Raw genomic sequence first — 23,956 nt, 5'->3', positions numbered from 1 at the left:
CGCACCCCGACGGACGTGGCTGCCCACCTCGACAAGTACGGCAGCCAGCCCCCGAGGAAGATCAAACCCGCATGTTGATTCTCTGCGAGCCCTAACGAGTTCCCCCGCGATTGAGATGGGGGTGTGAAGCGGGTGATGGTGTGGTGCCACCACGCCCGATCGCCGTCCTGGCAAGATAGCGGCATGGAACGTGTGCTGGGAATCGGTGGATACTTCATGCGGGCCGCCGACCCGGCGGCCCTGGGTGCGTGGTATCGCGATTGCCTAGGTCTGGACGCCGATGAGAACGGCCTGTGGCGTCAGGGAGCCGGGCTGACCGTGTTCGCGACGTTCGAGTCCGAGACCGACTACTTCGGGTCCCACGCCCAGCAGACCATGCTCAACTTCCGGGTCCGCGATCTGGATGCGATGCTCGCGCAATTGCGCGCCAAGGGAGCGGACGTGGCTGAAGAGACGCAGGACATGGAGGGTGTCGGTCGATTCGGCTGGGTCACCGATCCTGAGGGCAATCGGGTCGAGCTGTGGCAGCCCGCCTGACCGCGTCTTCACGCAGGCGGTGACGTACTGGTGGCCCACTAGGTTGTCGAGATGTGAACCTTGGTCAGGCCCGCGTGGCCATGTCCCGTTACGCCTTCTGCGGGCTGTCACGGGGACACCTTGGTGAGCTTGTCACCGCACTCGCGCCGCGGTGGGAGGCGCGATGGGAGTCCGGGCGCCGCCGGCGGCGCCGCGGCGACCGGAGGCGCCAGGCCGGCGCTGGGCCAAAATACGAGTGCTGTTCACCGACCGACTGCTGGTCGCCCTGGTCCACTTGCGCACCGATTTGACCCACGAGGCCATCGGCGTGATCTATCAGGTCTGGTCCTCCGTGATCGGCCGGGCAATCGGCGAGATCAGGCCGCTGCTGGCCGAACGCGGGTGTGCCGTCCCGCAACGACCAGGCCTGTGCCTGCGCACCCTGGGCGACGTGTTCGCCTACGCCGAGGCCGAAAACGTCACACTGCGCCTCGACGGCACCGAGACCCAGGTCCGTCGGCCGAAGGCCGGACGGGCCGCCTTCGTCTCCGGAAAGCGCAAGCAGAACACGATCAAGACCACGGTCTTGCGCTCGCCGGCCGGGCTGGAGCCCGGATGGCCCGGGTCTTCGGGGTGTCCGTCAGCCGCAGCACGGTGTTGCGGCTGCTCGACGCGTTGCCTGAGCCGGAGGCACCGTCCCCGCGGGTAGTCGGAGTCGATGAGTACGCGACGCGCAAGGGGCGCGTCTACGGCACCGTGCTGGTCGATGTCGAGAGCCGACGACCGGTGGACCTGTTGCCAGATCGAGCGGCGTCCAGTCTTGCCGAGTGGCTGGCGAAGCGGCTCGACATCGAGGTTGTGCTCGCCAGCCAGCACCAGGGCGGCCCGAGCACAGGACAGCGCCGCAGGCTGAGACGGCGGCGTCGACAGCGCTCCCGCTTGGGCAAGCCGCGTGATCACGCCACGACACCCTGGGCGCAGCGCGTGGCTGGTGCCGCGTCAGGTTACGTTCGCCCAGTCCTCGTTCCCGGTGCCGGAGGTGCGTCCGATCAGCTGGTGAGTGATCTCCTCGGCGGTCAGCACCCGTGCAAAGCCTTTGCGCAGGACGGCGAGTTCGGGTTCCTGCCGGGACTCGTCGTCGGTCGCCGTGACGTCGGCTCCGAACACGACTTTGTAGCCGCGTTCGTATGCCTGTCGGGCCGTGATGCCGCAGCAGTAGTTGGTGAGGGTGCCGGTGACGATGACCGTGTCGCGGCCGAGGTTGCGGAGCATCGTGTCGAGCGGGGTGTCGTAGAACGCGCCGTAGGAGGGCTTGCGGATCAGAGCCTCGTCGGCGCGGTAGCCCATCGGGGCCCACACTTCGGCGGGGCCCGGCCGGCGCCAGTCGGTGTCTGCGTGCGGCAGGTAGCGCAAGGCGTGCGGCCGGTCCAGGCCGAGGTGCGTGTCGTCGAAGATGGTCCAGATGACCGGGACGGAGGCGGCCCGGCATTCCTCGACCAGTTGGCGCAGTCTGGGCGCCATCCGGGTTGCCGCCGGCACCCAGTAGGGGCTCCAACTGGGGCGGGTGAATTCGTCCTGCATGTCGATGACGAGCAGCGCGGAGCGTTCTGGCCGCACATCGAACGATGCCCGGCCGTGCTCGTAGGCGTCACGCGCCCGCGCGGTGACCCATGCCTCGGAATATGCCATCCCCATCCCCTATCTCGATTCGAGATACCTCGTTTCGATGTGCGAGAGTAGCAGCATGCTCGAACTCGCCATCCTGGGATTCCTGGCCGACGGCCCGCTGCACGGATACCAACTGCGCCCCCTCATTGCGCACTTGTCCGGCCATGCCCGCCCGGTCAGCGACGGCAGTCTCTACCCGGCGATCAACCGCCTGGTCAAAGCCGGGCTGCTGGACCGGCACACTGAGCCCGGTGCCTCGGCCGCCCAGCGGCACACCCTGAGCCTGACCCCTGCCGGCCGCACCGAGTTGCTGCGCCGGCTCCGGGAACCCGACGACCCGGACATCAGCGACAGCTCCAGATACTTCACCATCCTGGCCTTCCTTTCTCAGCTCCCCGACACCGCCGACCAGCACGCAGTGCTGCGCCGGAGGCTGGAGTTCCTGGAACAGCCCGCGAGCTTCTTCCACGACGGCAACCGCCCGCGATGCGCCGAGGACACCGATGACCCGTACCGCCGCGGCATGCTCCTCATCGCCCGCGCCACCAGCCGCGCGGAACAGTCCTGGCTGCGGGAGCAACTGGCATGATGCCGCCCGGGTGAACCTCCCGGGGCGCCACTGAAGCACAAGGTCCGGTCGTCTCGGTGCCAGCGCACAGCTCTGTTGCGACCCGGGCTGTCTGTCCAGCCGGCCAGACGGCGGTCTCCGGCGGTTGGATCACCAACGCCCCCGGAGTCGTCCCGGGTGAATCCATTCGGAGCACCACCAACACCAGCAACGACGCCAACCAGCGGCTCAAATCGTGGATGCGGACGGAACCTCTCAGACGGTTGCCGCGAACGCGTCGACACCTGTGAGCTCGGCCGAGAACTTCCACAGCCGCGCCGCCTGCCCGGGGTCCGTCGCGTAGGCGCGTACGCCCCCGCTGAGCTCACCCTCGCCTGCGGGCTCCGCGATGTCGCAGTCCTCGCAGTAGACGCCGCCCATGCCTGCCAGCTGCGGGGAGGTCGCCGCCCACACTTGCGTCGCCGCACCCTGGTCGGGGGTCTTGAACTCGGCTTTCGCCGGGTTGCCGTCCTCGTCGATCCAGCCGGCAGCGAGCATCTCCTCCCTGGGCACGTGGCGCGCCAGCTGGGTGGCAATGGCGCCGGGGTGCACCGAAAACGCTCGTACACCGGCGTCCCGGCCGAGCGCATCGAGCTGTACGGCGAACAGCGCGTTGGCAGTCTTCGCCTGCCCGTATGCCTGCCACTTGTCGTAGCCGTGCTCGAACTGCACGTCGTCCCAGTGGATTCCCGAGAACTGGTGGCCGTTGGAGGACACCGTGACAACTCGCGCCCCACCCCGCGCGATCGCCGACCAAAGCCGGTTGACGAGCGCGTAGTGGCCGAGATGATTGGTCGCGAACTGCGCCTCCCAGCCCGGTCCGACTCGTGTCTCCGGGCAGGCCATGATCCCGGCGTTGTTGATCAACAAGTCGACGCTGCGGCCTGAGGCGATGAAGCGTTCGGCGAAACCGCGGACACTTGCGAGGTCGGAGAGATCCAGCTCGTCGACCTCCACGCTGTCGATGCCGGCGACTGCCTCCTGAGCGGCCGCGCGGCGCCGGGCGGGCACCACAACATGGGCGCCGGCGCCGGCGAGCGCCCGCGTCGTCTCCAATCCAAGGCCCGAGTAGCCGCCGGTGACGATCGCGAGCTTTCCGGTCAGGTCGATCCCGCGCAGGACCTCCTCCGTGGTGCTCTCGGCTCCGAAGCCTGACCCGATCCTGTGCTGAGGAGTTGCCATGCTTCCAAGCTACGAGCTGGAACGCGCTCGAAGTCACACGCGTGGCCGAGCCCTCGCCGGGTTCACTCCGGCGAGGGGGTGTCCCAGTAGTTCCGGGCAAGAAGTCCCCGCGGTGGCTGCGGTGGCGGCCACCAGCCCGGCGTTGATCACGGCGCGCCCCCAAAGCGGTCCGACAGCGGGCCGGCGAGGAGGAATCCGACAGCGTAGGCGAAGCCGAACGCCGTCGCGGTCCAGGTGGCCGGCCCCGGTGCGGCGCCGAACGAGGTGGCCATCGGGTGCAGCAGAGCCAGGACGGCGTACATCTGGTCGGCCGACCCCGTCTTGGGGAGCGGCATGAGGGGTCGACGGCGCCGCCGCGATTGGCGGCGGCCAGTGTTGGGCGAAGCGGCTTTCTGCGGGTGCGGGGCGCAACGGGGCCCAATGCCAGGTTCACGGGCGACGCGATGTGGATACAGGCCCTTTGTTTCCTGGGTGCGCGGCACCACGCTTGCGCAACGGACCGTGTGGCCCGCAGCCCCGGGGTTCGTCGGCCGCCCGGAAATCAGGGGGCCGCGGTGGGCGCCCCCGGCCGCGGGAGGAACGGCCGGGGGACGATGAAGGGGAATGCTCAGGCGGCGGGGGTGTTCAGCACGTACTCGCGCGAGGCGTGCACCTCGCTGCGCAGGGCGGGCAGGTCGACGTCGAGGACCTGGCCGTTCCACTTGCGGGGTTCGCCGTTGACGAGGACGGCGCTGATGTTGCGGGCGTCGGAGCCCAGCACAATGGTGCCGATCGGGTCGTTGAGCGGCATGTTGTTGAGGTCCTCGGACTGGATGACCAGCAGGTCGGCCTTCTTGCCCGGGGTGAGGGAGCCGGTGACGCCCCCGAGGCCGTTGGTGCAGGCGCCTTGGAGGGTGGCGAAGTCCAGGACGTCGTACGTGGTGATCCGGGAGGGCTGCTGCTGGTCGGTGCCGTAGACGGCGTTGACCGCACGCATTCGCTGAATGGCGTGCAGTGCCCGCATCTGCGTGAACATGTCGCTGGCCAGGGCGACTTCGACATCTATGCTCAAGCCGGGGCGGATGCCGACGGACAGGGCCTCGTCGACGGCGGGGATCGCGGTCTCCAGGCCGATCTGCGCGTCGGAGGTGGGGGCCAGCGCCACGGTGGTCCCGGACTCCCCCATCGCCTTCCACGCGTCGGCGGTCAGTCCGGTGGAGTGGATGAGGGTGACATCGGGGCCGAGGATGCCGTCCTTGGCCCAGCGCCGCACGGCCTCGGAGGACGACGTGCCGAAGACGGCGTCCACGCTCACACCGATCCCCAAGTGCTCTGCAACACCGGCGAGTTCCTGCCCGTACGCGAGAGTGGGGCCCGCGATCTCGTCGGTGGCCAGGGCGGCCAGGCGCAGCGTCAGCAGCTGATCGTCGCTGCTGAAGTACTGCTCCTTGAGCCGGGTCAGGTCGCCGGGCCACTGCCGGTCCCAGTCGCCGAAGTGCGGGCCCATGGAGGCGTGCACGCCGCGGATGCCGGTGTCCAGGAGGGCCTGGATGGCGGCGTCGGAGTGCTCGCCGGTGCGGGAGTTGTGGGAGAAGTCGAGCATGGTCGTGATGCCGCTGTCGATCGCGGTCAGGGCGGCCAGTCTGGTGCCGATGTACATGTCCTCGGGCCGGTAGACCGTGGCGTAGCCGGCCAGGGTGGCCATGACGTAGCCGCCGAGGTCGTCGACGTCCGGCATGATCCGCCGCAGCTGGGCCTCCCAGGCGTGCCGGTGGGTGTCGACGAAGCCGGGAGTGATGACGGTTCCGGTGGCATCGACGACGACGGCGTCGCCCGCGCTGAGGTCGGGGCCGACCGCGGTGATCGTGTCGCCCTCGACGAGCAGGTCGCCGCAGTCGATGACGCCGAGGTCCCGGTTCATGGTGACGATGGTCGCGCCGCTGAAAAGGATGCGCCGCCGGTCGGCCGGCTGACGCCGGAGCTGTTCGAGGACGGCAGCGCTGGTCGTGTCGTTGACGTTCATGAGGGGTCTTCTTTCCATGTGCCGGTGAGGCCGGACTGGTGTGCCGTCAGGGGCGGTCGAAGCTGCTGGACCACCGGCCTCGGCCGCTCCGCTGCGGCTAACCACGCCGTCGTTTCCCCAGGTGTCGCGCACCCAGGCTCAGGACGTGCCCCGGCACGCGATTCCGGGGCCGCACAAGGGATCAACCCAGGTGCATGATGTAGCCGACGTGGTGCAGTTCGTCGCCCCGGAACTCTCCGACGGCCCAGAAGCCGAGGTCGTCCAGGTAGTCGATGCGGTCGCCGTCGATCCAGTACCTGCCCTGGTAGGCGTGCGGGCGGCCGCCCCGGGTCTCGTCATAGCGGCCGTCGGCGGTGAGCTCCTGGTGCAGGAAGTCCTCCTGGTCGATCCAGACGCCGACCCGCGGGCTGCCGGTCAGGTCCGGTGAGGCCGGGATGCCCGCCTCGGGGGCAGTGGCCCGGCCGGGGGCGTCGGTGCCGGCCCACAGGACGGGCTTGCCGGCCGCGACCAGTGCGCGGACCTGCTCCGGCTGGGACATGAGCGTGGCCACTGCGCTCGGTACGTCGGCGGCGAGTTCGTCGGGCACCACCAGCAGGTCGCTGGTGGTGCCCGGGGTCAGCGTCGCGGCGTACTCCGAGCGGTGGCCCCGGCCGTCGGCCAGCGCGACGGTGTCGACGACGGCGGGGACGATGGTCATGCCCGTGGAGTCGACGACGATGGCATTGTCGTCGTCCGCCGCGCTGAAGAGGGAGGGGCCGACCGCCACGATCAGGGGGCCGACGAACAGGATGTCGGCACCGGTCATGGTCCCGATCAGCGGGTCCGTCGTCAGGATGCGGGCGTTGGTGAACAGGACGGGACGTCCCGCGTCGTTCGAGAGGATCTCGTCGAGGGCCTTGGAGTTCCAGCCCACGATGTCCGTGTCGGTGATGCTCATTGCTCACTCCTGAGTGCGTTGGTTCATTGGTGTGTGCGATGCGCGAAGTGGGCTCCTGCAAGCCGTGCGGGTGATTGGTAGCGCCGGGCGGCTGCTGCACCATCAGCTTCGGCGTGCTCCGGAATCGGAACCAGGCCGCCGTGTCCCCAGGTGCGCGGCACCCACGGTCAGTGCCGCTCGGTGCGGCGGTGATCGTGGAGCGGTCCCAGATGGCCTGCTCATTGCGGGATGGTGCTCATGACGCCCGTGATGTTGAGATCGGTCTGGGCTGTGCACGAACCCTTCACCGCCTACCTCGCCGATGCCAATGGACGCGCCGGTCACGACGGCCGTACGTCCGCTCAGCGGGGTTCCTGCGATGACTCCGGGCATGGCCGGTCACCTCGGTCTCTTGCGAGTCGTTTCCACGAGAGGTGCTGTGGTCACGGCTGTCGCAATACGGCGAGGGTGTCGCGTCGGTGACAATTGCCTGATTCCGGCGCCCGAGCCCGATGCCCCAGGGACTCAGCCCTGATTGTTCACGGGCTCGTCGAGGGAGAGCTCGTGCAGCTGCCGGCGTGAGGTCAGGCCCAGTTCGCGGAAGACGCTGCGCAGATGGGCATCGATGGTGCGCGGGCTCAGGAAGAGCTGCGCTCCCACTTCCTTGGGTGTGGCGCCGGTCGCGACCAGGCGGGCGATCGGCCGCTCCTGGCCGGTGAGTTGGTCGAGCGCTCCGACGGGCTGCCTGATCGCGTGCTCGCCCGTGGCGCGGAGCTCGCGGGCCGTGCGTTGCGCGAAGGCGGCAGCACCGAGGGTGGAGAGCGTCCGGTGGGGCGGTGCGCAGCTGCTCCGGGCCCGTGCCCGGCCAACGCCAACAGTCGCCGCCAGTCCTGGAGTCAGTGATCAGCGAGGGCGTCCCCCTCCCCTCGATCTGCCCCGGCCGACTCCCCCGTCCGGCCGGGGCTCCCGCGATCACCGCTTCGCCGCGCGAGGATAGGCGGCTTTCACCGACGCGGTGCCGCTGGTACGCACGGAGTCTTGAGGCACAGGTGCGGCGCATCCGCCCACGTGGCCGACCTCGTTGCGAATCCCACCAGAGCCCGCCGACCGGACCGGCCAGGCCCAGTCGGCCGGCGCCGCTGCCGGGCGCACAGCTGCACGCGATGATGGGTGCGCAGCACCCAGGAAGCCCTCACCTGGGGAGACGGCGGCCTGGTTGGCATCGGCCGCCGGGCCGACCGTAGAGCCATGACCAGCAACGACACGCCGCGCGACCCGCACCCGTACGTCGGGATGTGGGTGACCGCGGACGGATTCATCCGTCAGGAACTGCTGCCGAACGGCCGCTACGACGAGGCCCGCGGCAACCGCCAGAGCGCCTACACCGGCCGCTACAGCGTCGCCGGCAACCACCTCGACTACGTCGACGACACGGGCTTCACCGCCACCGGCGACGTCCGCGACGGGGTTCTCGTCCACGAGCACCTGGTGCTCTACCGCGAGGGCGGCGAGCGCGCCCGGCAGGGAGCCTGACCATGACCAAGATCCACGTGCAGGTGACCGTCTCCGCCACCCCGGACCAAGTGTGGGCCCGCAACAGTGACTTCTACGCCCTCCACACCTGGCAGCCGCTGATGACGGCCACCACCCCCGACCCGGAGCGCGCCGTCAACCCGCATCCTGACGCTGGGCGACGGCGGCACCGCAGTCGAGCAACTCATCGAACAGACCGGCCGTTCCTGCCGCTACCGCCTCCCGAGCCCACCCCTGCCTATACGGGATTACGAAGGCGTAATCGCCGTGCACGAGGACCCGGGGTCGGCCGCATCGGCTGCCGCACTGTGAAGGAGTTTCGTCGACCGCGGTCGTGTGCAGCGCCACCAAGCACGCCGCACATGGTGACCTCGCTCGGCGAGCAGCTTGGCGTGGGCCATCTCGGAGGGACTGCGCCAGGATGCCGGCGGCGACATCCGCGTCACCACCGGCTCCCCCGGCGTCACCGCGTCCGAACTCGCCGAGGCCATCTCCGCCCCGGAGGGCCGCGAGAGGATGCGTACTCAGGGTCGTCATCCCGGCCTCGTCCGTCGCGGCGGCGATCGCGTTCGCCATCGACCAACCCGCCGAAGTCGACGTCAGTGAGATCATCGTCCGTCCCACCGCCGGCCAGGCCTGGGCCGTTCGCCGTCCCCTTCGAGTGGTGGGGAGGGGACGGTGTCATCAGCTCGCGCAGGCGGCGGGGGGAGTTTCCTTGGGGGGCAGAGGGGCCGGGGCGCGCGCGAGCAAGTAGGAAGTCAGGTGTCGCTGAGAGCCCGGCCGGATTCTTCCTGCACCGTTTGTGCGGATTCCCCTCGGTCGGCCGTGGAACGGAGTTCGGCGAAGGCAGCCGCGGTGGCACTGGCAGGCTCGGCCTGGTAGACGACGAGTTGCTGGTGCGGGGCATCGTTGACCGTAAAGGCCGAGAACTGGATTTCCAGAGCTCCGACCTCGGGGTGTGTGAGGTTCTTCGCCTGCTGGGTCTTGCCCTTCACCTCGTGCCGTGCCCACAATTCAGCGAATTCCGGGCTCTTCGCGCGGAGCGTGTAGACGACTTCGGTGATCCGAGGGGAAGCGGGGTCGTATCCGTAGGCCGCGCGAATTTCGGCGACGCAGGAGTTCGCGGCCTTCTCCCAGTCCTGGTAGAAGGTACGCGCGGCCGGGTCGAGGAAGACCATGCGGGCCAGGTTGTCGAACCGCTGGAATCCGCTGTGCAGGGCCGCGGCGAGGGCATTGTGCGCCAGGATGTCCAGGGCCGGTCCCAGGACAAAGGCGGGGGTGTCGGGCCAGCTGTCGAGCAGCTGGAGGAGCTGGCGGCTGATCCGGTCGTGACCGGCGGGAACGCTGCGGCGTTCCCGAGGCGCCCGGGTAAGTCTGCGCAGGTGGTCGAGTGCCTCGTCGTCGAGGTGGAGGGCGGCGGCGACCGCGTCGATCACCTGGGGCGACGGGCTGGTCTCCCGGCCCTGTTCCAGGCGCATGTAGTAGTCGGAGCTCACGCCCGCGAGCATGGCGACTTCCTCGCGGCGCAGCCCCGGTACCCGCCTGCGGCCGTGCTCCGGCAGGCCTACATCCTGCGGCTTGAGGGCTTCGCGCCGTGCTCTGAGGAACTCTCCCAAAGGAGTGCTGTCGCTCATGACCCCAACCTAGTGGAGGAGAATGCCGACCGCCGGTGGGCGGAACGTCCGGGCGTCCGGCGATGCCACGCCCGCGAGGTCGGCCGCTTACGAGATGAGGCCGCAGGGCCCGGTCGGCTGCGCCCGGCGTCATCGGTGCCTCCCCGCGCAGGCCCGGCACGCGCCGCCGGGGGTCCTCGGCAATCCAGCCTCGGCCGGGTAGGACGTTTCCTCTGGATCACTTCGGCAGCGGGCTGGGGTGTCGGTGCGGCATGGGAGAGTCCTCCACATGACGATGCCAGAGAGGCTCGAACGAGTGCTGCCTGAGATCCTCGGACGCGACACGTTCGACGCTCTCGTCATCAGAACGGACTTCGGCGACGACGAGTCGTGGAATGCGGTGATCGGGGAGCTGCGCCGGCCGTGGGGGCCGTTCGGCGAGTTTCCCGCAAGGGTGCATGTGGTCGATGCGCCTGCCTGGTCTGGAGCAGACACTGACGAGGTTCTCTCCGTGGTGGGCGAGGATGACTACCTGAGTGTCGTCTTCCTCGCTGACGGCCACACAATGGGGTCGCCGGTTCGGGCCCTGCTGGCTCTGACGACGATCTGGGAGGAGGAGGACGACCTCGATCCCGCGTTTTACCAAGAGCTCATCGTGTCCCCGCAGCCCCGGGAGTTCCGCGCCGCGCCCACCGCAGTGCACGCAGTCCACGCGAACTTGACGCTCGGCAACATGGACTTCGCCGAGTTCGCCGAAGCCGCCTCCGCAGAACCTGATCAGGTTCTGCGACCCGTCTGATCGGCAGGGCGGGGAGCCGTTGCCGCGGCAGATGCGGATCGTTGCTTGGGGCGTGTCGTTGAGTGATGCGCAGTGGGCGCGGATCGAGCCGTTGCTGCCGGACCGGACACCGAAGCGGGGTGGGCAGTGGCGGGATCACCAGCAGGTGATCGACGCGATCGCGTTCAAGTACCGCACCGGGACTCCCTGGATGGACCTTCCCGAGCGCTTCGGTTCGTGGAAGGGCGTACACAACCGGCTGCGGAAGTGGGCAGCCGACGGCACCTGGGAGAAGGTCTTCACGGCCCTGCTCGCCCAGGCTGACGTGGAGGGCGACCTCGACTGGCCCTGCTGGTCACGCCGGGACAGTGGGGCGATGCCCCGCAGCTCAACCCGGTCAGGGAACGCATCCGCGTCGGCCGGCTGCCGGGGGGCGGACACCCGCGCACCCGGCCCGGCCATCCCGGCGGCGATAAGGCGTACTCGTCCCGCCGCAACCGTCGCTACCTGCGACGACGTCAGATCAAGCACACCATCCCCGCGCCGAAGAATCAGCGGGCCAACCGGCAAGCCCGCAGCAGCAAGGGCGGCCCACCCGTCGGCTTCGACAAGAGGATCTACACGCGCAGGAACGAAGTGGAGCGGACAATCAACGCCCTGAAGAACTTCCGGGCTGTGGCCACGAGGTTCGACAAGCGCGCCTACACCTTCCACGGCACCGTCATCGTCGCCTCGATCCGGCTCTGGCTCCGCTCGTGATCCGCGACTGGCTACTCGTCCGAGCCGGTAGCCGACGGCGGTACCTCGACGACGAAGAACAGGAAGGTGGTTTTGATCGAAAGGTCATGGAAGTCGTCGGGGAACAGCTCACGGGCGGCCGGGTCGGGCTGCGGCTCGCTGATGACGGCAAGGCGGAAACCGGCGGTGGTGAAGGCATCGGTCATCGCGTGCAATGGCTTGCGCCAGAACCTCATCGGGACGGACTGCCCGTTGAACGTCCAGTCGAAGGTATAGCTGGTGGTCGCGAAGTAGTCGGGCCGAGGATCCTGGATCGTGTAGGCCACGAAAGGGTGGTCCACCGACGCGATCAGCCGGCCGCCGGGCCTGAGTACTCGCCGCAACTCGGCCAGCGTCGGCCCCCAGTCCTCCAGGTAGTGCAGCACCAGCGACGCGACCACGTCGTCGAACGCACCGTCGGCGAACGGCAGGCGGTCGCTCAGGTCGACCACATGCAGGGATACGTCGTCACCGAGCCGCCGCCTTGCCAACGCCAGCATCCCGGCGCTGGCGTCGATGCCGGTGACGACGGCACCGCGGTCGCGTAGTGCGGCGGACAGGGGGCCCGAGCCGCAACCGGCGTCCAGGATCCGACGGCCGGTCACGTCTCCGGCGAGGGCTAACATCGCGGGCCGCTCGTAGTACGCGTTCACGAGGTTGTTCTCGTTCTCCGCCGAGTACGCCTCGGCGAAGCTGTCGTAGTCATTCGCCTGGGCCGGATCTGCAGGCTGGGCGAGAGTCTCGGGCATGTCGGTTACTCGGTCCATCGTCGCAGCCTAGTGTTCACATGATCCACCGGACAGAAACCTAAGCCGGCCGAGGCACGAACGGAGAACTCCCCCAGCTCCACAATTCCGGGTCATGGCGTCATCTTCCTTCGCGTCCACCCGGGCCGGGAGCCGTGAGTGTAGCCCTGGCACAGGCAGGAAACGCCGGGCCGGGCTGTGTCCTCGGGGAGCCGCGAGCGCGCACTCAGTCGGTGCCCATCGCGGTGTCCTGCGCGGGCACGGGGCTGGCACTGAGCGAGCCGAGCAGGGCGAGGGCGTCGCCGGATGTGCTGCCCGGTTCTGCTTGGTAGACGATGAGTTGCTGGGTGGGGGCACTGTTGACAGTGAAGGCCTCGTAGTGGAGCTCCAGGTCGCCGACCTGGGCGTGGTGGAAGAGCTTGGCCTCGCGGGTCTTGCCGCGCACGTCGTGGCGCGCCCACAGGACGCGGAAGTCAGCGCTCTTCATGGACAGTTCGCCGACGAGCTCCCTCAGCCGCGGGTCCTCGGGGACGATGCCGGCCGCCCGCCGCAGTGTGGCCACGCTCGATTCGGCGGCTCGGTCCCAGTCGCCGTAGAAGCCGTGCGCGGTCGGGTCCAGGAACGTCATGCGCAGCAGGTTGTCCGAGTGGGTGAAGCCGGCATACAGGGCGCCGGCGAGCCGGTTGCGGGCCCGGATGTCCAAGGCGTGGCCCAGGACGAAGGCGGGGGTGTCGCTCCAGGTGTCGAGGAGTCGCCGCAGGTGCGGGGCGACGCGTTCGACGCGGGGGGCGCGCCGCGTACGGCGCATGGTCGGGGTGGCCACGCGGTATAGGTGGGCCACCGCTTCGTCGTCCAGTTGCAGAGCTCGCGCGACGGCTTCGAGTACCTGCTGGGACGGGTGCCGTTCGCGGCCCTGTTCCAGGCGCATGTAGTAGTCGGTGCTCACCCCGGCGAGCGTGGCGACCTCTTCACGGCGCAGTCCGGGCACCCTGCGACGGCCGGATGTGGGAAGTCCCGTGTCTTCGGGGCGCAGTTGGGCACGCCGCGCGCGGAGGAAACCTCCCAGCGCGTTCTCGGCAGCGGGGTCCGTGTCTGTGTCCATGGTGTCGAGGCTAGGGCGCCGCAGTGCCTTGTTGTGGGGACGAAGGGGGGCGCGCTTCCCCTAGGAATCGCGCACCCTGGACAGCCGCGACCTGGTTGTTTCTCCGGCACCTCACCACGGTGGGTGCCTGATCTCTGCATCTACACCTCGCGAAGTGCCCGGCCGCCAGGACGGGCATGCTGGTGATCACGTCGAAGGTGTGGTGGTCGCGAAACCGGGCCTCGATGAGCTTGTCGAGCTCGGCGACCTGCTGTTTGAGGGCCATCACCTCCTTCGCCAGCGTGTGGACCATCTGGGCCGTGAGCTTCTCGCCGGGCAGGCGCGTGTGCTGGCGTTCGGCGGCCTGGATCACGGTCTCGGCGAGCTGATCGCCGCTGCGGACCTTGCGGTTGCGCAGCCACGTCTCCAACCGCGTGGTGCCCCTCCGGCGGAGGGCGGCCGGCGTCTGATAGCCCATCAGCAGGTGAGCGGGCCGGTGTTGGTGAGGTCCAGCGCCCGCTCCAGACCGGGGAAGATACCGGTCAACTGACCGCGGAGGCGGTTGACGGTGCGGGTGCGGTCGGCGACCAAGTCCATGCGGCGGCCTGTGAGATCTTGAGGTCGGTGACGGTTTCGTCGCCGGTGCGTAAGGGGTGCAGGTCACGCCGGATACGGACCTGGTCGGCGATGACGGCGGCGTCCTTGGCGTCGGTCTTGCCCTCGCCGCGGTAGCTCTCGGAGGCACGGTGGATGGCCCGACCAGAGATGTAGTGCACCGGCTGGTCGTGGTTGAGGAAGATCGTGATGGCCAGGGCGGCTGCGCCGTCGGCCAGGTCGAGCCCCAGGTCACCCTCGTCGCCCAGGGCCATGACGTCGGCGAGGAGTTCGAGTAGTTCGGGCTCGTCGTTGGCGACGCGTCGCGACAGCAGCCGGCGGCCGCTCTCGTCGATCGCGACGCAGTGGTGATGGGTCTTGCCTGCGTCGATGCCGACCCAGATCGCGGCCATGTGGTGCCTCCGTGCGGTGTGGTGCTGGTGCCTCCCGACGGACGACCTCGCTGTCGATTCCCTACTGAGCGATCATTCGCAATTCCTAATTGGCAGCCGAGTCGTCGTGGGCGTCGGGCGGCCAATCCGGGCAAGCCACATGCGGCAGAAGTTTGAAAGCCACACCCGACGCCCCTGGGTGGGCCAACCATACGAAGGGCTCGCCCGGTCCCGGGGAAGACCGTAGGGAAGTTTGAGTGGCGGATGCCACTGCGGCATCGGGAGAGCCAGTCGAGCGCTTTACGCACCGGTTTCGCGCACTCTGGCCACTGCTCACGGCACAGTGGAGGCATGAACGCAGACGAGAGGAACCTTCTGGCCCGGGGCCGTGTGGCGACCAGGCTTCCCGCGCAGGACCTGGACCGGGCACGGCGTTTCTACTCCGAGCAGCTCGGTCTGGAGCCCGTCGATGAGCGGCCCGGAGGGCTGTTGTACCGGTGTGGGGGTGCGGAGTTCGCGCTGTTCATGTCGACGGGAGCCTCTCCCGGCACCTTCACTCAGATGGGGTGGCAGGTCGACGACATCGAGGCAGCTGTGGCGGACCTCAAGCAGCGCGGCGTGGTGTTCGAGGAGGTCGAAGTGCCTGGGTTCCGGACGAGGGATGGGATCGCGGAGATCGACGGAAACTATCCGAGCAAGGGCGCACGGGGTGAACGCGCCGCCTGGTTCCGCGACAGTGAGGGGAACTTGCTGGGTGTCGGCGAGCTGGTCTTCTGAGCAGAGCACCCGGAACTGACAAGATGATCAGACTTGGTCAGAGTTCGGTGAGACCGGTCAAGGTTCGATGAGCTGGGACAGCCAGCAAGGGGGCGAGCGGGCTGCCCGGGGGATTCAGCACAACGTCACTGGCGGATGCCGCACGACGCTCTGGCTGGCTTTATTCCAAGACCGGGAAGTCAGGGTCTGGCGGGGCCGGTCAAGAGGGTGACAGTGGTGATCACGTTTGTGTTGTGCCCGACGCTGCCGTTGGTCTTGTTGTAGGCGTACGGCGACAGGGTGCGTTTCACACAGCGTCGGCAGGTCCTTGCACTGCATCCGCTTGTGCGCGGTGGCCCGCGAGATCCCCATCTCGGCGGCCACGCGTGCGACCTGACGGCCGGAACGGACACCGTTCAACCATTCAACTGCCTCCCGAAGACGGTCAGCCGGGCATTACGGTGGGACACGAAGACCTCCGTGCGTGGTGTGGAGCCTAGACACCTCCACCACAGCGGAGGTCTTCGCCATGATCAAGACCCGCAAGTGTCAACAACGCTCATGATCAATACACCTAGGTCGTGTCTGACAAATCCCGCCTGGCGCCCTCCAGCCGGACGGCGCTCCTTGTCAGACACGGCCTAGCTAGTCGGCGGGATTCGACACCTGCTGTGCTCAGCCTGGCGTCTCGACGCCGTCAGTGAAGAAGCGCAGCAGATGCTGTATCAGTAGCGCCAGGCCGCCGAGCGCGCAAATATGCCACAGGCCCGGGCGTGCCTCAGCTCACCGCCTGCTTCACGAGCGCACCGATCCTCGCCTCCACCTCGGCCGTCACCTCGGTCAGGGCGAAACCGGCCGCCCACATCGTGCCCTCGTCCAGCTTCGCCTGGTCGCTGAACCCGAGCGTCGCGTAGCGCGCCTTGAACTTCTCTGCGCTCTGGAAGAAGCAGACGACCTTGCCGTCCAGCGCGTAGGCAGGCATCCCGTACCAGAGCTTCGGCGCGAGGACCGGGGCGCTGGCTGTGATGACGGCATGGACGCGCTCGGCCATGAGCCGGTCCGAGTCCTGCATCTCGGCGATCTTCGCGCGCACCTCCCGCTCCGCCTCCGCCGCCTTGTCCGCGCGCGAGCTGCGGCGGGCTGCCTTCTTCAGCTCTTGGGCGTGGCCCTTCATCGCGGCCCGCTCCTCGGCCGTGAATCCCTCGTACGTGCTGCTGTCGGTGCTACTCATGACAGATCTCCCTTTGTTGATCTGATGTGGCGGGATCTTGGTCGTGTGTGGCGACACGCCATCATCGGCACGCACCGTGCCGATCGAGACTGAATATGCGCGCAGTCCTCGGCATTGTCAACGGCACGCCACGTGCCGATAGAGTGGGGGCATGAGCGACACGCCCGCGACGCCACGCCGCCGAGGCGCCGCGCGCACCGAAGAGCTGCTGCGGGTAACCCTCGATCTGGCTGCGGAGGTCGGTTACGCGGGCCTGAGCATCGAGGCGGTCGGCCGACGGGCCGGGGTCGGAAAACACACGATCTACCGGCGCTGGCCGTCCAAGGCGGCGCTGCTGCTCGACGCACTCAGCCGCGTGTGGACCAGCGACCTGGACTATCGCGACACCGGGGACGTCCGCAGGGATTTGCGCGAACAGTTCCTACGTTCAGGCTTCGCCCTCTCCAGCCCGCCGATCGGCCCCATCTACCGCGCAGTTATTGCCGAAGCACAGGCCGATTCCACGCTTCGGGCGACCCTGCACGAACGATTCCTGATCACCGTCGAGCAGAGCACCCTCGCTCGGATCACCCGCGCCCAGCACACCGGTGAACTGGACGCGGAAGCGAACCTGGAATTCGCCGCCGAAGTGTTGTGCGGCACTCTGTACTACCGCAGCCTGCTGTCAACCCGCCCCATCGACGAGGACGCGGTCGACGGACTGCTGGACATGTTCATGGCCGCTTACGGAACCACCGACCAGGGCCTGTCTGATGATTGATCTTGTAGTGGGTCGTGGAGAGTTGACGGATGGGGCGTGGGAGCAGATAGGGCCGCTGTTGCCGGGTGTTGACCGGCGGGGCGTCCGTGGCGGGACCACCGTTAGGTGATCAATGGTGTGCTGTGGCGCCTGCGGACTGGTGCTCCGTGGCGTGATCTGCCGGAGCGCTATGGACCGTGACAGACGGTGTACGAGCGGTTCGCCCACTGGGAGGCGGACGGGACCTGGGCCCGCCTGCTGGGCGCTGCGCCGTCGCCTGATGCGGTTGTCCTCCGGGCTTTTCTGGCACCCGTTCTGGGACACCGAGCGGGGCGGATCGCCGCGCGGCCCGGGTGGAGCTGCGCCGCCAGGTCCGTTCACAGGAGGAAGGGGAGCCACATGGCCGATCACCTCACCGGGCGGCAGATGGGCAACCTGCGGTGCATCACGGGGTGGATAGCTGAGTACGGGGAGGGCCTCACGATCCGCGAGATCGGTAGGAGCGTCGGCCTGTCGAGCACCTCGTCGGTGGCATATCAGCTCCGCCACATGGAACAGGCCGGAGTCATCACCCGGACCGGCCGGAACTGGCGCTCCTGCCTCCTCGGCGACTGACGCCTGCCCTGCCGCGCCCCGCCCTTTGTTCTGTTGATTCGGATGCGCGACACCCCGCCTCAGGAGTTCGGCCGTTCGTGCCTTGCAGAGCACCTGGCCGAGCGAGACCCGACTGCTCTCGATCACTCAACGCCGGTACTGTCTACTGCCGTTGAGGTCAGATGGCGATGTCAGGTTGGACGGCTCCATGGAACGTGTCGAGCTGAGCTGTTCACCGAGGGTGGGAACGACGCATTGGTGCGCCTGCCGGGCCGCCGGTTCCCCGGCGTTCTGATCCAGGGTGACTCCCTCTCCATCCTCCGCAGCGACCTTGCTGAAGCGGTGGAAGCCTTCGACCAGGGTGACCTGGCCTCGGCCCGGGAAACCGCCGTCCTTCTCCTGGCCGACCTCGACGCGCTGCTGACACGCTACGTCGCCGCCCTGGAAGCGCACGAGATTCCGCGGCCGTACTGACGTCGCCAAGTCCGTCGGCAGCTCAATAGTCCCAAGGTTGATACTGAAGCTGCCCCTGGAAGTGCTGCAAGGAGTTACCGAATCTGTCCGCCGACGGCTGCGGCGATGCGGAGTTTGCAAACGGTGCCAACACCGTTGCAGCTCGTCTTGCCCGCCTTGTAGAGCTCTTTCACCGGGCCCTGATGTGCATCTCGCGCGCCTCGCCCGACTGCACGGTGAGATCGGCCATGTCCCGTCCGCCGAACACGAAGCCACCTACCGCCAGCAGAACACAGCAGGCGGCAACCGCCAGAAGCCCGTCGACGAGCAAGCCCCGCGCCTCGAAACAAGATCCAGACCCCTTGGCCAACGGTTACGCTGTGCCGCGATAATCTTCGATGTCCTGCCGCCCAACAGCATTGCAATAGCTGACCGTTGCGCGACGGCCGCCTCCGGACGTCCTGCTGCCAGAGGAGTTGTCGTTCGATGAGCGAGCACCGTCCCCCACCGCATTCCCAGGGCGACGAGCCCTCTGCGGCAAGCAGTGCCGCCGAGCAGTCCAACTGCCCAGCCCCTTCCGGGGACACCACCCCGCAGACTTTTTCCGATTCGCACGAGGGCCGGCATCCGAACGGCGAAGACGCCGAGGACGGTCGTACCACCCAGCGTGGCGGTGACGGCCTGCACGACGAGGCGAACACCGGCGACGACGGAAGTGATGGTGGCCGGGGAGGCGATGGAGGCAAGGGCTCGGGCAACGGCCGCGACGGAGACCCTGGCAAAGCCCGCCGCATCGACTATCCGCGTCACAACAAGTACGGATGGCGGCGCTGGGTGCCGTCGTGGAAGCTGGTCACCGGCCTCTGTCTGGGCTTCATCGGCAGCCTGATGGCGGCTACCACCATTGCCTACGCAATGGTGGAGGTCCCGGACCCGAATAAAGCGTCCGAGGCGCAGAACAACGTCTACTACTGGGCGGACGGCACGCAGATGGCCGCCACCGGTGGCGAGATCAACCGGCAGATTATCCCAATCTCGCAGATCCCCGAGGATATGCAGAATGCGGTGATCTCGGCAGAGAACAAGACGTTCAGGACGGACTCGGGCGTCGACGCGATGGGTATCGGCCGGGCTCTGGTGAACATGGCCAAGGGTGGGCAGACCCAGGGTGGCTCCACGATCACCCAGCAGTATGTGAAGAACGCACGGCTGGGCGACCAGTCGCAGACCTTCAGCCGTAAGTTCAAGGAGCTGATTGTCTCCGTCAAGGTAGGCGCCAATATGAGCAAGCCGGAGATCATGGCCGGCTATCTGAACGCCTCGTACTACGGACGTGACGCGTACGGTCTCCAGGCGGCGGCCCGCACCTACTACGGAATCGACGCCAAGGACCTCAACACGGGGCAGTGTGCATTCCTGGCCTCACTCCTGAAGGACACCGTGCACTTCGACCCGGCCGGTTCGGTCGACATCGATCCCGCCGCGACGCCCGAGGCCAACACCGCCCGTGTCACCGAGCGCTGGAACTGGATCCTCGACGAGATGCTCAAAGACGGGCACCTCCCTGCCGCGGAGCGGGTCAAGTACAAGAATTTCCCGATGCCAAGAAGCGCCGCCAAGAGCGGGCAACTCAGCGGGCAGATCGGCTATCTGGTAGACCTCGCCAAGTCCAACTTCCTCAGCAACAACGACCAGGGCATCGACGCCGACAAACTCGCGCTGGGCGGCTACGAGATCCACACGACCTTTGACAAGAAGAAGATCCAGAAGCTGACGGCCGCGGTCAACCGCATCAAAGATGTGAGAATCGATCCAAAGAAGCGTCCTCACACGGACACACACGTCCAGTTCGGTGGTGCCTCGATCAATCCGGAAACCGGAGAGATTGTCGCCATCTACGGCGGCGACGACTCGACCAAGCACTTCACCAACGGCGCCGATGAGACCGGCGCCCAGGTGGGGTCGGCCTTCAAGCCGTTCGTCCTGGCCGCCGCCATGCGGGACGGCGTGCGCGACCCCAAGCTCGGGCCGGAGCAGGGCAAGGCCAAGCGCAAGATCGTCGACCCGGACAAGAGCCGGTACAGCGGCGAGAACAAGCTGAAGATCAAAAACTACGACGGTTCCGTCTGGACGAACGAGAAGGGAGAGGAGTGGCTGCAGAGCAACGACGGCGGCGAGTCGTTCAAGAACATCACCTTGCGTGAAGCCATGGTCCACTCCGCCAACTCGCCCTTCGTGCAGCTGGGCATGGACATCGGCATCCCGACGGTCAGGCAGTCGGCCATCGACGCCGGTCTGCTGGAATCCGGCCTGAACAAGTCGAACGTGCCATCCTTCTCAATCGGCATTTCGTCCCCCAGCGCCATCCGCATGGCCGGCGCCTATGGGACGTTCGCGGCGAACGGCAAGCAGCGTGACCCGTTTTCCGTCAGGGAGGTCACCTACGCGGGCCGGAAGGTCTTCGCGCACGAGGACAGGACCAAGCAAGCCTTTTCCAGCGCCGTTGCGAGCAATGTGACCGATGTGCTCCGCTCGGTTGTGGACGAGCCGGAGGGCACCGGCAAGAACGCCCGGCTCCCCGGTCGACAGGTCGCCGGAAAGACCGGTACGACCGACGGCAACAAGTCGGCCTGGTTCGTCGGCTACACGCCGCAGCTGTCGACCGCCATCGACATGTACCGCTTCGACGACAACGAGAAGAACAAAAAGCGCGAATTCCTCGAGATGTACGGCACCGGTGGCCAGGACAAGATCCACGGTGCGTCGTTCCCGTCCGAGATCTGGCAGATCTACATGTCGGAAGCGCTCAAGGGCCAGCCCGTGATGAACTTCCCGGCCCCCGAGCCGATCCGGCCCTGAGGCCATCTGGGAGGCTTGGACGTTGTTTCAATTGGTGAGTCGACGGTAGCCGATGAGTGCTGCGGCTATGCCGACGCAGGCGGAGAAGTGTTCCGTCTTCCGCTCGTAGCGGCGGTGGAGTCGGGCAGCCGGCCGGCCAGGACACGGTCCTCTCGACGACCCAGCGATGACGGCCAGCTTGCTTCGAGGACTCGATGCCCTTGCGGGCGATGCGGTGCCGGATGCCGCGCTTGCGGAGCCAGCGGCGCAGGTGGTCGTAGTCGTAGCCTTTGTCCGCGTGGAGTTTGGCCGGCCTCGGCGGCGGGGTCCTCGGCGGGATCGGATGGGCGGGATGCCCCGCACGAGGGGTTCAAGTCCCTGGGTGTCGTGCATGTTGGCCCCGGAGATGTCCAGCGACAGCGGCAGGCCGGTCCGGTCCGTGAGCAGGTGAATCTTCGATCCCAACGTGCCGCGGTCGGTCGGATTCGGTCCTGTCAGTGGCCCCCTGTTGCGGCCCGGAGGCTGACGGAGTCGATCTCGCACCGCGACCTGTCCGGCTCACCGCGGGCACCGAGTTCGTCGAGGATGACGCAGCCTGAGGTGGCCACGAAGATGATCGCGGCCAGGACCTCGCGGTCACCCGCCCGCCGCCGGTCTCCGCCTTGGGGACGCTTCACCTCCGTGGGCGGCACCACCCGCCGGAACAGGACCCACAACTCGTCCGGCACCAGCCGCTCAACCAGATCAGCCATGAACTGTCCAACGGCCGCCAGCCCCAAAAAACGACGCCTTGAAGAGCGTTTCATCCTGAATGGGCTGTTTGATTCCGGTTCGCCGATGAGTCAGTGCGGTGCGCCTGGGGCGGTCGGACTTCGATGTGGCTGGCGGGGTGCGTGACCACGCTGAAAGATCCGTTTGGCTTGCATTGCTTCTGTCTCATCGCAAGAAGACCCGATACGCATGGGGACACGAACCCAGCGTCGGGCAGGAAGGACAACACGCGGGTCGAGAGTGACATTTGGTGCTGACGGGGCGCACCAATTCAGGATGAAACGCTCTCTTAGTGGCATAACGGACTTTGGCGTGATTGGTCGCCGGACTGTTCGTTGGCCTGGGCATGGGTGGGGACTTGGTGATGTCAGGGCGTAACGGGGAGGCTAGCGAGGTGCCGCGAGGACGTTCCGGAGTACGTCCTCGAGCGTGACGCGGGCCAGCTCGCGTCTCAGGGTCTCCTCGATGCCCTCGTAGATGCCCTGCATCGCCGGCTGGATGCCGTAACCCACCACGCATCCCTGGTCCGGGGTGGCGCGGTGCATCGCGAACAGCGGGCCGGGTTCCACTGCCTCGTACACGTCGAGCAGGGTCATCGACCCCAGCTCGCGCGCCAGCGACCAGCCCGCACCCACGCCCCGCCGGGACTCCACGAGCCCCGCCCTGCGCAGCTCGCCGAGCAGCCGTCTGATCACCACGGGATTGGTGTTCGCGCTGGTCGCGATCTGCTCGGAGGTGGCGACCTCATGGCCCTGGCGCTGGTAGAGACCGATCCAGGCCAGCGCGTGGGCGGCGATGGTCAATCTGCTGTTGGCGCTCATGAACCCCTCCTCCCGGCCGCAACGCTTCATGTTACGACGACGCGGTCGTAACAGCAAAGGTTGCAATGAGCTGTTGTAACCATATATGTTTCGACTATCGGGAAGAGTCAATCAACGAGGTGAGAAGAATGAGCAAGCCACTCACGGGCAAGGTCGCCCTGGTCACCGGGGGGTCGCGCGGACTGGGAGCCGCGACCGTACGACTGCTGGCCGAGCAGGGCGCCGACGTCGCGTTCACCTATGCAGCTCCGAGAAGCAGGCGCAGGCCGTCGTCGACGAGGTGCGCGGACAGGGAGCGAAGGCCGCCGCCTTCAAGTCCGACCAGGCGGACATGAGCCGGGCGCCGGCGCTGATCGACGACGTGGTCGCGCACTTCGGCGGCCTGGACATCCTCGTCAACAACGCGGCGATCTCGGTGGAGCAGGGCCGCACGGTGGACGACCCGGACGCCGACACCGCCGCACTGGACCGGATGCACGCCACCAACTACCTCGGAGTGATCGCCGTCATCCGGGCCGCCTCCCGCGTGCTGCGCGCGGGCGGCCGCATCATCACGGTGAGTTCCGGGCTGGGCTCGCGGGTCGGTGTCCCGGGCCTTGCCGACTACTCGGCGACCAAGTCAGGGATCGAGAGGTACACCATGGGGGTCGCACGGGACCTCGGGCCCCGGGACATCACGGCCAACGTCGTGGAGGCCGGACTGATGGAGAGCGGCATGGAAGGGCCGGACCCCGAGACCCTCAAGGCCATGGTCAGCTCGTTGTCCCTGCAGCGCGTGGGTCACCCCGCCGAAATCGCCGCGGCGATCGCCTTTCTGGCGAGCCCCGCCGCGTCGTACGTCACGGGCGCGGTGCTGGACGCCCACGGCGGCTACAACGCCTGAACCGGAACCCTGCCGCGCCCCCCGAAGGACGGCATCGCGCCTTCAGGGCGCGCACCGCCGACGAGCACCACCAGCACCATGGCTCACACCCGGCGTGCAGTGAGCCGCTGTGCAGCGCGACGAAGCCGACCCCCGCCCCCATGGCAGGGCTCAGCGCGAGCAGGAGCCCGAAGGCCGCGTAGAGGGGTGGGCGAGTTTCTCGGCGTCGGCGGCGTCAACGCTCAGGCCGTGCACGGTGTTGCTCATGAGTCTTTCCTCTCAGAGCAGGCAGGCTCAGATGGCGGTGCGGCCGCCGTCGACGGCGACGGTCGCGCCGGCGCGCTTGCTATCGGCGGTCCTTCGGTGGCCCGAGGGCTGATCGCGGATTTCAGTGACTGGATCTCAGCCGGCTCCGAAGCTGGGTACGCGAGAGCCCGCGTGTCGCGTGAGGACTCGGTCGACCTCGTGGGGCAGGCCCCACACCGA

Annotated in this window: 23 protein-coding genes and 7 pseudogenes; 15 read left to right on the top strand and 15 right to left on the bottom strand. The window is 67.7% G+C overall.

All coding sequences use genetic code 11. The features are described from left to right. Positions 1-183: 183 nt before the first annotated feature. Positions 184-537 carry a VOC family protein gene (locus AB0D12_RS33270; protein WP_362691252.1) on the top strand — a complete coding sequence of 118 codons (354 nt, stop codon included), beginning with the start codon at positions 184-186 and terminating at the stop codon, positions 535-537. A gap of 235 nt (positions 538-772) precedes the next feature. Further along, on the top strand, positions 773-1,225 hold the full coding sequence (locus tag AB0D12_RS33265) for a transposase family protein (protein WP_362691249.1): 453 nt from the start codon (positions 773-775) through the stop codon (positions 1,223-1,225). 290 nt (positions 1,226-1,515) lie between these two features. Here AB0D12_RS33265 and AB0D12_RS33260 read toward each other — a convergent pair whose 3' ends face one another. Continuing rightward, the gene (locus tag AB0D12_RS33260) at positions 1,516-2,205 is read right to left on the bottom strand and encodes an isochorismatase family cysteine hydrolase (protein WP_362691247.1); all 690 of its coding nucleotides are present in this window, start codon (positions 2,203-2,205) and stop codon (positions 1,516-1,518) included. Positions 2,206-2,260: 55 nt separating this feature from the next. Here AB0D12_RS33260 and AB0D12_RS33255 point away from each other — a divergent pair, with 55 nt between their 5' ends. After that, on the top strand, positions 2,261-2,773 hold the full coding sequence (locus AB0D12_RS33255; protein ID WP_362691245.1) for a PadR family transcriptional regulator: 513 nt from the start codon (positions 2,261-2,263) through the stop codon (positions 2,771-2,773). 234 nt (positions 2,774-3,007) lie between these two features. On the opposite strand, the gene AB0D12_RS33250 is transcribed toward AB0D12_RS33255, so the two are convergent. The 5 genes and pseudogenes from AB0D12_RS33250 to AB0D12_RS33230 all read right to left on the bottom strand — a co-directional run. Beyond that, positions 3,008-3,973 carry an SDR family NAD(P)-dependent oxidoreductase gene (locus AB0D12_RS33250; RefSeq protein ID WP_362691243.1) on the bottom strand — a complete coding sequence of 322 codons (966 nt, stop codon included), beginning with the start codon at positions 3,971-3,973 and terminating at the stop codon, positions 3,008-3,010. A gap of 146 nt (positions 3,974-4,119) precedes the next feature. After that, positions 4,120-4,308, bottom strand: a complete 189-nt coding sequence (locus AB0D12_RS33245; protein WP_362691240.1) for a hypothetical protein — start codon at positions 4,306-4,308, stop codon at positions 4,120-4,122. Positions 4,309-4,580: 272 nt separating this feature from the next. Beyond that, positions 4,581-5,975 carry an amidohydrolase family protein gene (locus tag AB0D12_RS33240; RefSeq protein ID WP_362691237.1) on the bottom strand — a complete coding sequence of 465 codons (1,395 nt, stop codon included), beginning with the start codon at positions 5,973-5,975 and terminating at the stop codon, positions 4,581-4,583. 181 nt (positions 5,976-6,156) lie between these two features. Further along, entirely contained in the window at positions 6,157-6,912 is a 756-nt protein-coding gene (locus tag AB0D12_RS33235) for an Atu4866 domain-containing protein (RefSeq protein WP_362691234.1), read from the bottom strand. 504 nt (positions 6,913-7,416) lie between these two features. Continuing rightward, positions 7,417-7,713, bottom strand: a pseudogene (locus tag AB0D12_RS33230) (helix-turn-helix transcriptional regulator); the annotation flags it as partial. A gap of 426 nt (positions 7,714-8,139) precedes the next feature. Between AB0D12_RS33230 and AB0D12_RS33225 the strand changes: the two are divergent. Together AB0D12_RS33225 and AB0D12_RS33220 are read left to right on the top strand one after the other, a co-directional pair. Beyond that, positions 8,140-8,424, top strand: coding sequence for an Atu4866 domain-containing protein (locus AB0D12_RS33225; RefSeq protein WP_362691231.1), 285 nt, complete (start codon positions 8,140-8,142; stop codon positions 8,422-8,424). A gap of 316 nt (positions 8,425-8,740) precedes the next feature. Then, a pseudogene (locus AB0D12_RS33220) lies at positions 8,741-9,052 on the top strand (oxidoreductase); the annotation flags it as partial. 130 nt (positions 9,053-9,182) lie between these two features. Here the strand turns inward: AB0D12_RS33220 and AB0D12_RS33215 are convergent. Continuing rightward, the gene (locus tag AB0D12_RS33215; RefSeq protein WP_362691228.1) at positions 9,183-10,058 is read right to left on the bottom strand and encodes a helix-turn-helix transcriptional regulator; all 876 of its coding nucleotides are present in this window, start codon (positions 10,056-10,058) and stop codon (positions 9,183-9,185) included. 268 nt (positions 10,059-10,326) lie between these two features. Between AB0D12_RS33215 and AB0D12_RS33210 the strand changes: the two genes are divergently transcribed. After that, the gene (locus AB0D12_RS33210; protein WP_362691226.1) at positions 10,327-10,836 is read left to right on the top strand and encodes a hypothetical protein; all 510 of its coding nucleotides are present in this window, start codon (positions 10,327-10,329) and stop codon (positions 10,834-10,836) included. 31 nt (positions 10,837-10,867) lie between these two features. Next, positions 10,868-11,574: pseudogene (locus AB0D12_RS33205) on the top strand (transposase). 11 nt (positions 11,575-11,585) lie between these two features. On the opposite strand, the gene AB0D12_RS33200 reads toward AB0D12_RS33205, so the two are convergent. The 3 genes and pseudogenes from AB0D12_RS33200 to AB0D12_RS33190 all read right to left on the bottom strand — a co-directional run. Beyond that, complete coding sequence (locus tag AB0D12_RS33200; protein WP_362691224.1) at positions 11,586-12,359, bottom strand: class I SAM-dependent methyltransferase; 774 nt, start codon at positions 12,357-12,359, stop codon at positions 11,586-11,588. A 205-nt stretch (positions 12,360-12,564) separates the two neighbouring features. Continuing rightward, positions 12,565-13,440: a helix-turn-helix transcriptional regulator gene (locus AB0D12_RS33195; protein ID WP_362691222.1), complete on the bottom strand. Its 876-nt coding sequence runs from the start codon at positions 13,438-13,440 to the stop codon at positions 12,565-12,567. 172 nt (positions 13,441-13,612) lie between these two features. Further along, a pseudogene (locus AB0D12_RS33190) lies at positions 13,613-14,426 on the bottom strand (IS110 family transposase); the annotation flags it as partial. Positions 14,427-14,756: 330 nt separating this feature from the next. On the opposite strand from AB0D12_RS33190, the gene AB0D12_RS33185 reads away from it, so the two are divergent. After that, the gene (locus tag AB0D12_RS33185; RefSeq protein ID WP_362691221.1) at positions 14,757-15,182 is read left to right on the top strand and encodes a VOC family protein; all 426 of its coding nucleotides are present in this window, start codon (positions 14,757-14,759) and stop codon (positions 15,180-15,182) included. A 321-nt stretch (positions 15,183-15,503) separates the two neighbouring features. On the opposite strand, the pseudogene AB0D12_RS33180 reads toward AB0D12_RS33185, so the two are convergent. Both AB0D12_RS33180 and AB0D12_RS33175 read right to left on the bottom strand, forming a co-directional pair. Beyond that, positions 15,504-15,631, bottom strand: a pseudogene (locus tag AB0D12_RS33180) (leucine zipper domain-containing protein); the annotation flags it as partial. A gap of 308 nt (positions 15,632-15,939) precedes the next feature. After that, the gene (locus AB0D12_RS33175; RefSeq protein ID WP_362691219.1) at positions 15,940-16,392 is read right to left on the bottom strand and encodes a DUF1801 domain-containing protein; all 453 of its coding nucleotides are present in this window, start codon (positions 16,390-16,392) and stop codon (positions 15,940-15,942) included. Positions 16,393-16,543: 151 nt separating this feature from the next. Here AB0D12_RS33175 and AB0D12_RS33170 point away from each other — a divergent pair, with 151 nt between their 5' ends. The 4 genes and pseudogenes from AB0D12_RS33170 (at position 16,544) to AB0D12_RS33155 (ending at position 18,199) form a co-directional block, all read left to right on the top strand. Further along, positions 16,544-17,152, top strand: a complete 609-nt coding sequence (locus tag AB0D12_RS33170; RefSeq protein ID WP_362691216.1) for a TetR/AcrR family transcriptional regulator — start codon at positions 16,544-16,546, stop codon at positions 17,150-17,152. A 7-nt stretch (positions 17,153-17,159) separates the two neighbouring features. After that, positions 17,160-17,329: pseudogene (locus tag AB0D12_RS33165) on the top strand (transposase); the annotation flags it as partial. A gap of 201 nt (positions 17,330-17,530) precedes the next feature. After that, positions 17,531-17,746: a hypothetical protein gene (locus AB0D12_RS33160; protein WP_362691213.1), complete on the top strand. Its 216-nt coding sequence runs from the start codon at positions 17,531-17,533 to the stop codon at positions 17,744-17,746. Positions 17,747-17,983: 237 nt separating this feature from the next. Next, positions 17,984-18,199 (top strand): hypothetical protein, encoded by a 216-nt coding sequence (locus AB0D12_RS33155; RefSeq protein WP_362691282.1) that lies wholly within the window; start codon positions 17,984-17,986, stop codon positions 18,197-18,199. Between the two features lie 169 nt (positions 18,200-18,368). Here AB0D12_RS33155 and AB0D12_RS33150 read toward each other — a convergent pair whose 3' ends face one another. Next, positions 18,369-18,509: a hypothetical protein gene (locus AB0D12_RS33150; protein ID WP_362691210.1), complete on the bottom strand. Its 141-nt coding sequence runs from the start codon at positions 18,507-18,509 to the stop codon at positions 18,369-18,371. Between the two features lie 155 nt (positions 18,510-18,664). Between AB0D12_RS33150 and AB0D12_RS33145 the strand changes: the two genes are divergently transcribed. Continuing rightward, positions 18,665-21,037 (top strand): transglycosylase domain-containing protein, encoded by a 2,373-nt coding sequence (locus AB0D12_RS33145; RefSeq protein WP_362691207.1) that lies wholly within the window; start codon positions 18,665-18,667, stop codon positions 21,035-21,037. 27 nt (positions 21,038-21,064) lie between these two features. Here the strand turns inward: AB0D12_RS33145 and AB0D12_RS33140 are convergent. Next, a pseudogene (locus AB0D12_RS33140) lies at positions 21,065-21,768 on the bottom strand (IS5 family transposase). A gap of 405 nt (positions 21,769-22,173) precedes the next feature. Beyond that, on the bottom strand, positions 22,174-22,608 hold the full coding sequence (locus AB0D12_RS33135) for an Rrf2 family transcriptional regulator (RefSeq protein WP_362691204.1): 435 nt from the start codon (positions 22,606-22,608) through the stop codon (positions 22,174-22,176). A gap of 65 nt (positions 22,609-22,673) precedes the next feature. Here AB0D12_RS33135 and AB0D12_RS33130 point away from each other — a divergent pair, with 65 nt between their 5' ends. Both AB0D12_RS33130 and AB0D12_RS33125 read left to right on the top strand, forming a co-directional pair. Beyond that, positions 22,674-22,943: an SDR family NAD(P)-dependent oxidoreductase gene (locus tag AB0D12_RS33130; RefSeq protein WP_362691201.1), complete on the top strand. Its 270-nt coding sequence runs from the start codon at positions 22,674-22,676 to the stop codon at positions 22,941-22,943. Further along, a complete protein-coding gene (locus AB0D12_RS33125; protein WP_362691198.1) occupies positions 22,889-23,491 on the top strand; it encodes an SDR family oxidoreductase in 603 nt (200 codons plus the stop codon). Before AB0D12_RS33130 ends, AB0D12_RS33125 begins: the two co-directional genes overlap by 55 nt. The last annotated feature ends 465 nt before the right edge of the window (positions 23,492-23,956 follow it).

Source organism: Streptomyces sp. NPDC048479, assembly GCF_040651435.1.
Classification (GTDB): domain Bacteria; phylum Actinomycetota; class Actinomycetes; order Streptomycetales; family Streptomycetaceae; genus Streptomyces.
The sequence above is the reverse complement of the archived record's forward strand: the minus strand, read 5'-3'. Positions and strand labels throughout refer to the sequence as shown.

Bases quoted from the DNA above. Each gene is read 5' to 3' on its own strand.
- AB0D12_RS33270 (WP_362691252.1), top strand. From the start codon at position 184: ATGGAACGTGTGCTGGGAATCGGTGGATACTTCATGCGGGCCGCCGAC.
- AB0D12_RS33260 (WP_362691247.1), bottom strand. From the start codon at position 2,205: ATGGCATATTCCGAGGCATGGGTCACCGCGCGGGCGCGTGACGCCTAC.
- AB0D12_RS33255 (WP_362691245.1), top strand. From the start codon at position 2,261: ATGCTCGAACTCGCCATCCTGGGATTCCTGGCCGACGGCCCGCTGCAC.
- AB0D12_RS33250 (WP_362691243.1), bottom strand. From the start codon at position 3,973: ATGGCAACTCCTCAGCACAGGATCGGGTCAGGCTTCGGAGCCGAGAGC.
- AB0D12_RS33245 (WP_362691240.1), bottom strand. From the start codon at position 4,308: ATGCCGCTCCCCAAGACGGGGTCGGCCGACCAGATGTACGCCGTCCTG.
- AB0D12_RS33240 (WP_362691237.1), bottom strand. From the start codon at position 5,975: ATGAACGTCAACGACACGACCAGCGCTGCCGTCCTCGAACAGCTCCGG.
- AB0D12_RS33235 (WP_362691234.1), bottom strand. From the start codon at position 6,912: ATGAGCATCACCGACACGGACATCGTGGGCTGGAACTCCAAGGCCCTC.
- AB0D12_RS33225 (WP_362691231.1), top strand. From the start codon at position 8,140: ATGACCAGCAACGACACGCCGCGCGACCCGCACCCGTACGTCGGGATG.
- AB0D12_RS33215 (WP_362691228.1), bottom strand. From the start codon at position 10,058: ATGAGCGACAGCACTCCTTTGGGAGAGTTCCTCAGAGCACGGCGCGAA.
- AB0D12_RS33210 (WP_362691226.1), top strand. From the start codon at position 10,327: ATGACGATGCCAGAGAGGCTCGAACGAGTGCTGCCTGAGATCCTCGGA.
- AB0D12_RS33200 (WP_362691224.1), bottom strand. From the start codon at position 12,359: ATGGACCGAGTAACCGACATGCCCGAGACTCTCGCCCAGCCTGCAGAT.
- AB0D12_RS33195 (WP_362691222.1), bottom strand. From the start codon at position 13,440: ATGGACACAGACACGGACCCCGCTGCCGAGAACGCGCTGGGAGGTTTC.
- AB0D12_RS33185 (WP_362691221.1), top strand. From the start codon at position 14,757: ATGAACGCAGACGAGAGGAACCTTCTGGCCCGGGGCCGTGTGGCGACC.
- AB0D12_RS33175 (WP_362691219.1), bottom strand. From the start codon at position 16,392: ATGAGTAGCACCGACAGCAGCACGTACGAGGGATTCACGGCCGAGGAG.
- AB0D12_RS33170 (WP_362691216.1), top strand. From the start codon at position 16,544: ATGAGCGACACGCCCGCGACGCCACGCCGCCGAGGCGCCGCGCGCACC.
- AB0D12_RS33160 (WP_362691213.1), top strand. From the start codon at position 17,531: ATGGCCGATCACCTCACCGGGCGGCAGATGGGCAACCTGCGGTGCATC.
- AB0D12_RS33145 (WP_362691207.1), top strand. From the start codon at position 18,665: ATGAGCGAGCACCGTCCCCCACCGCATTCCCAGGGCGACGAGCCCTCT.
- AB0D12_RS33135 (WP_362691204.1), bottom strand. From the start codon at position 22,608: ATGAGCGCCAACAGCAGATTGACCATCGCCGCCCACGCGCTGGCCTGG.
- AB0D12_RS33130 (WP_362691201.1), top strand. From the start codon at position 22,674: ATGAGCTGTTGTAACCATATATGTTTCGACTATCGGGAAGAGTCAATC.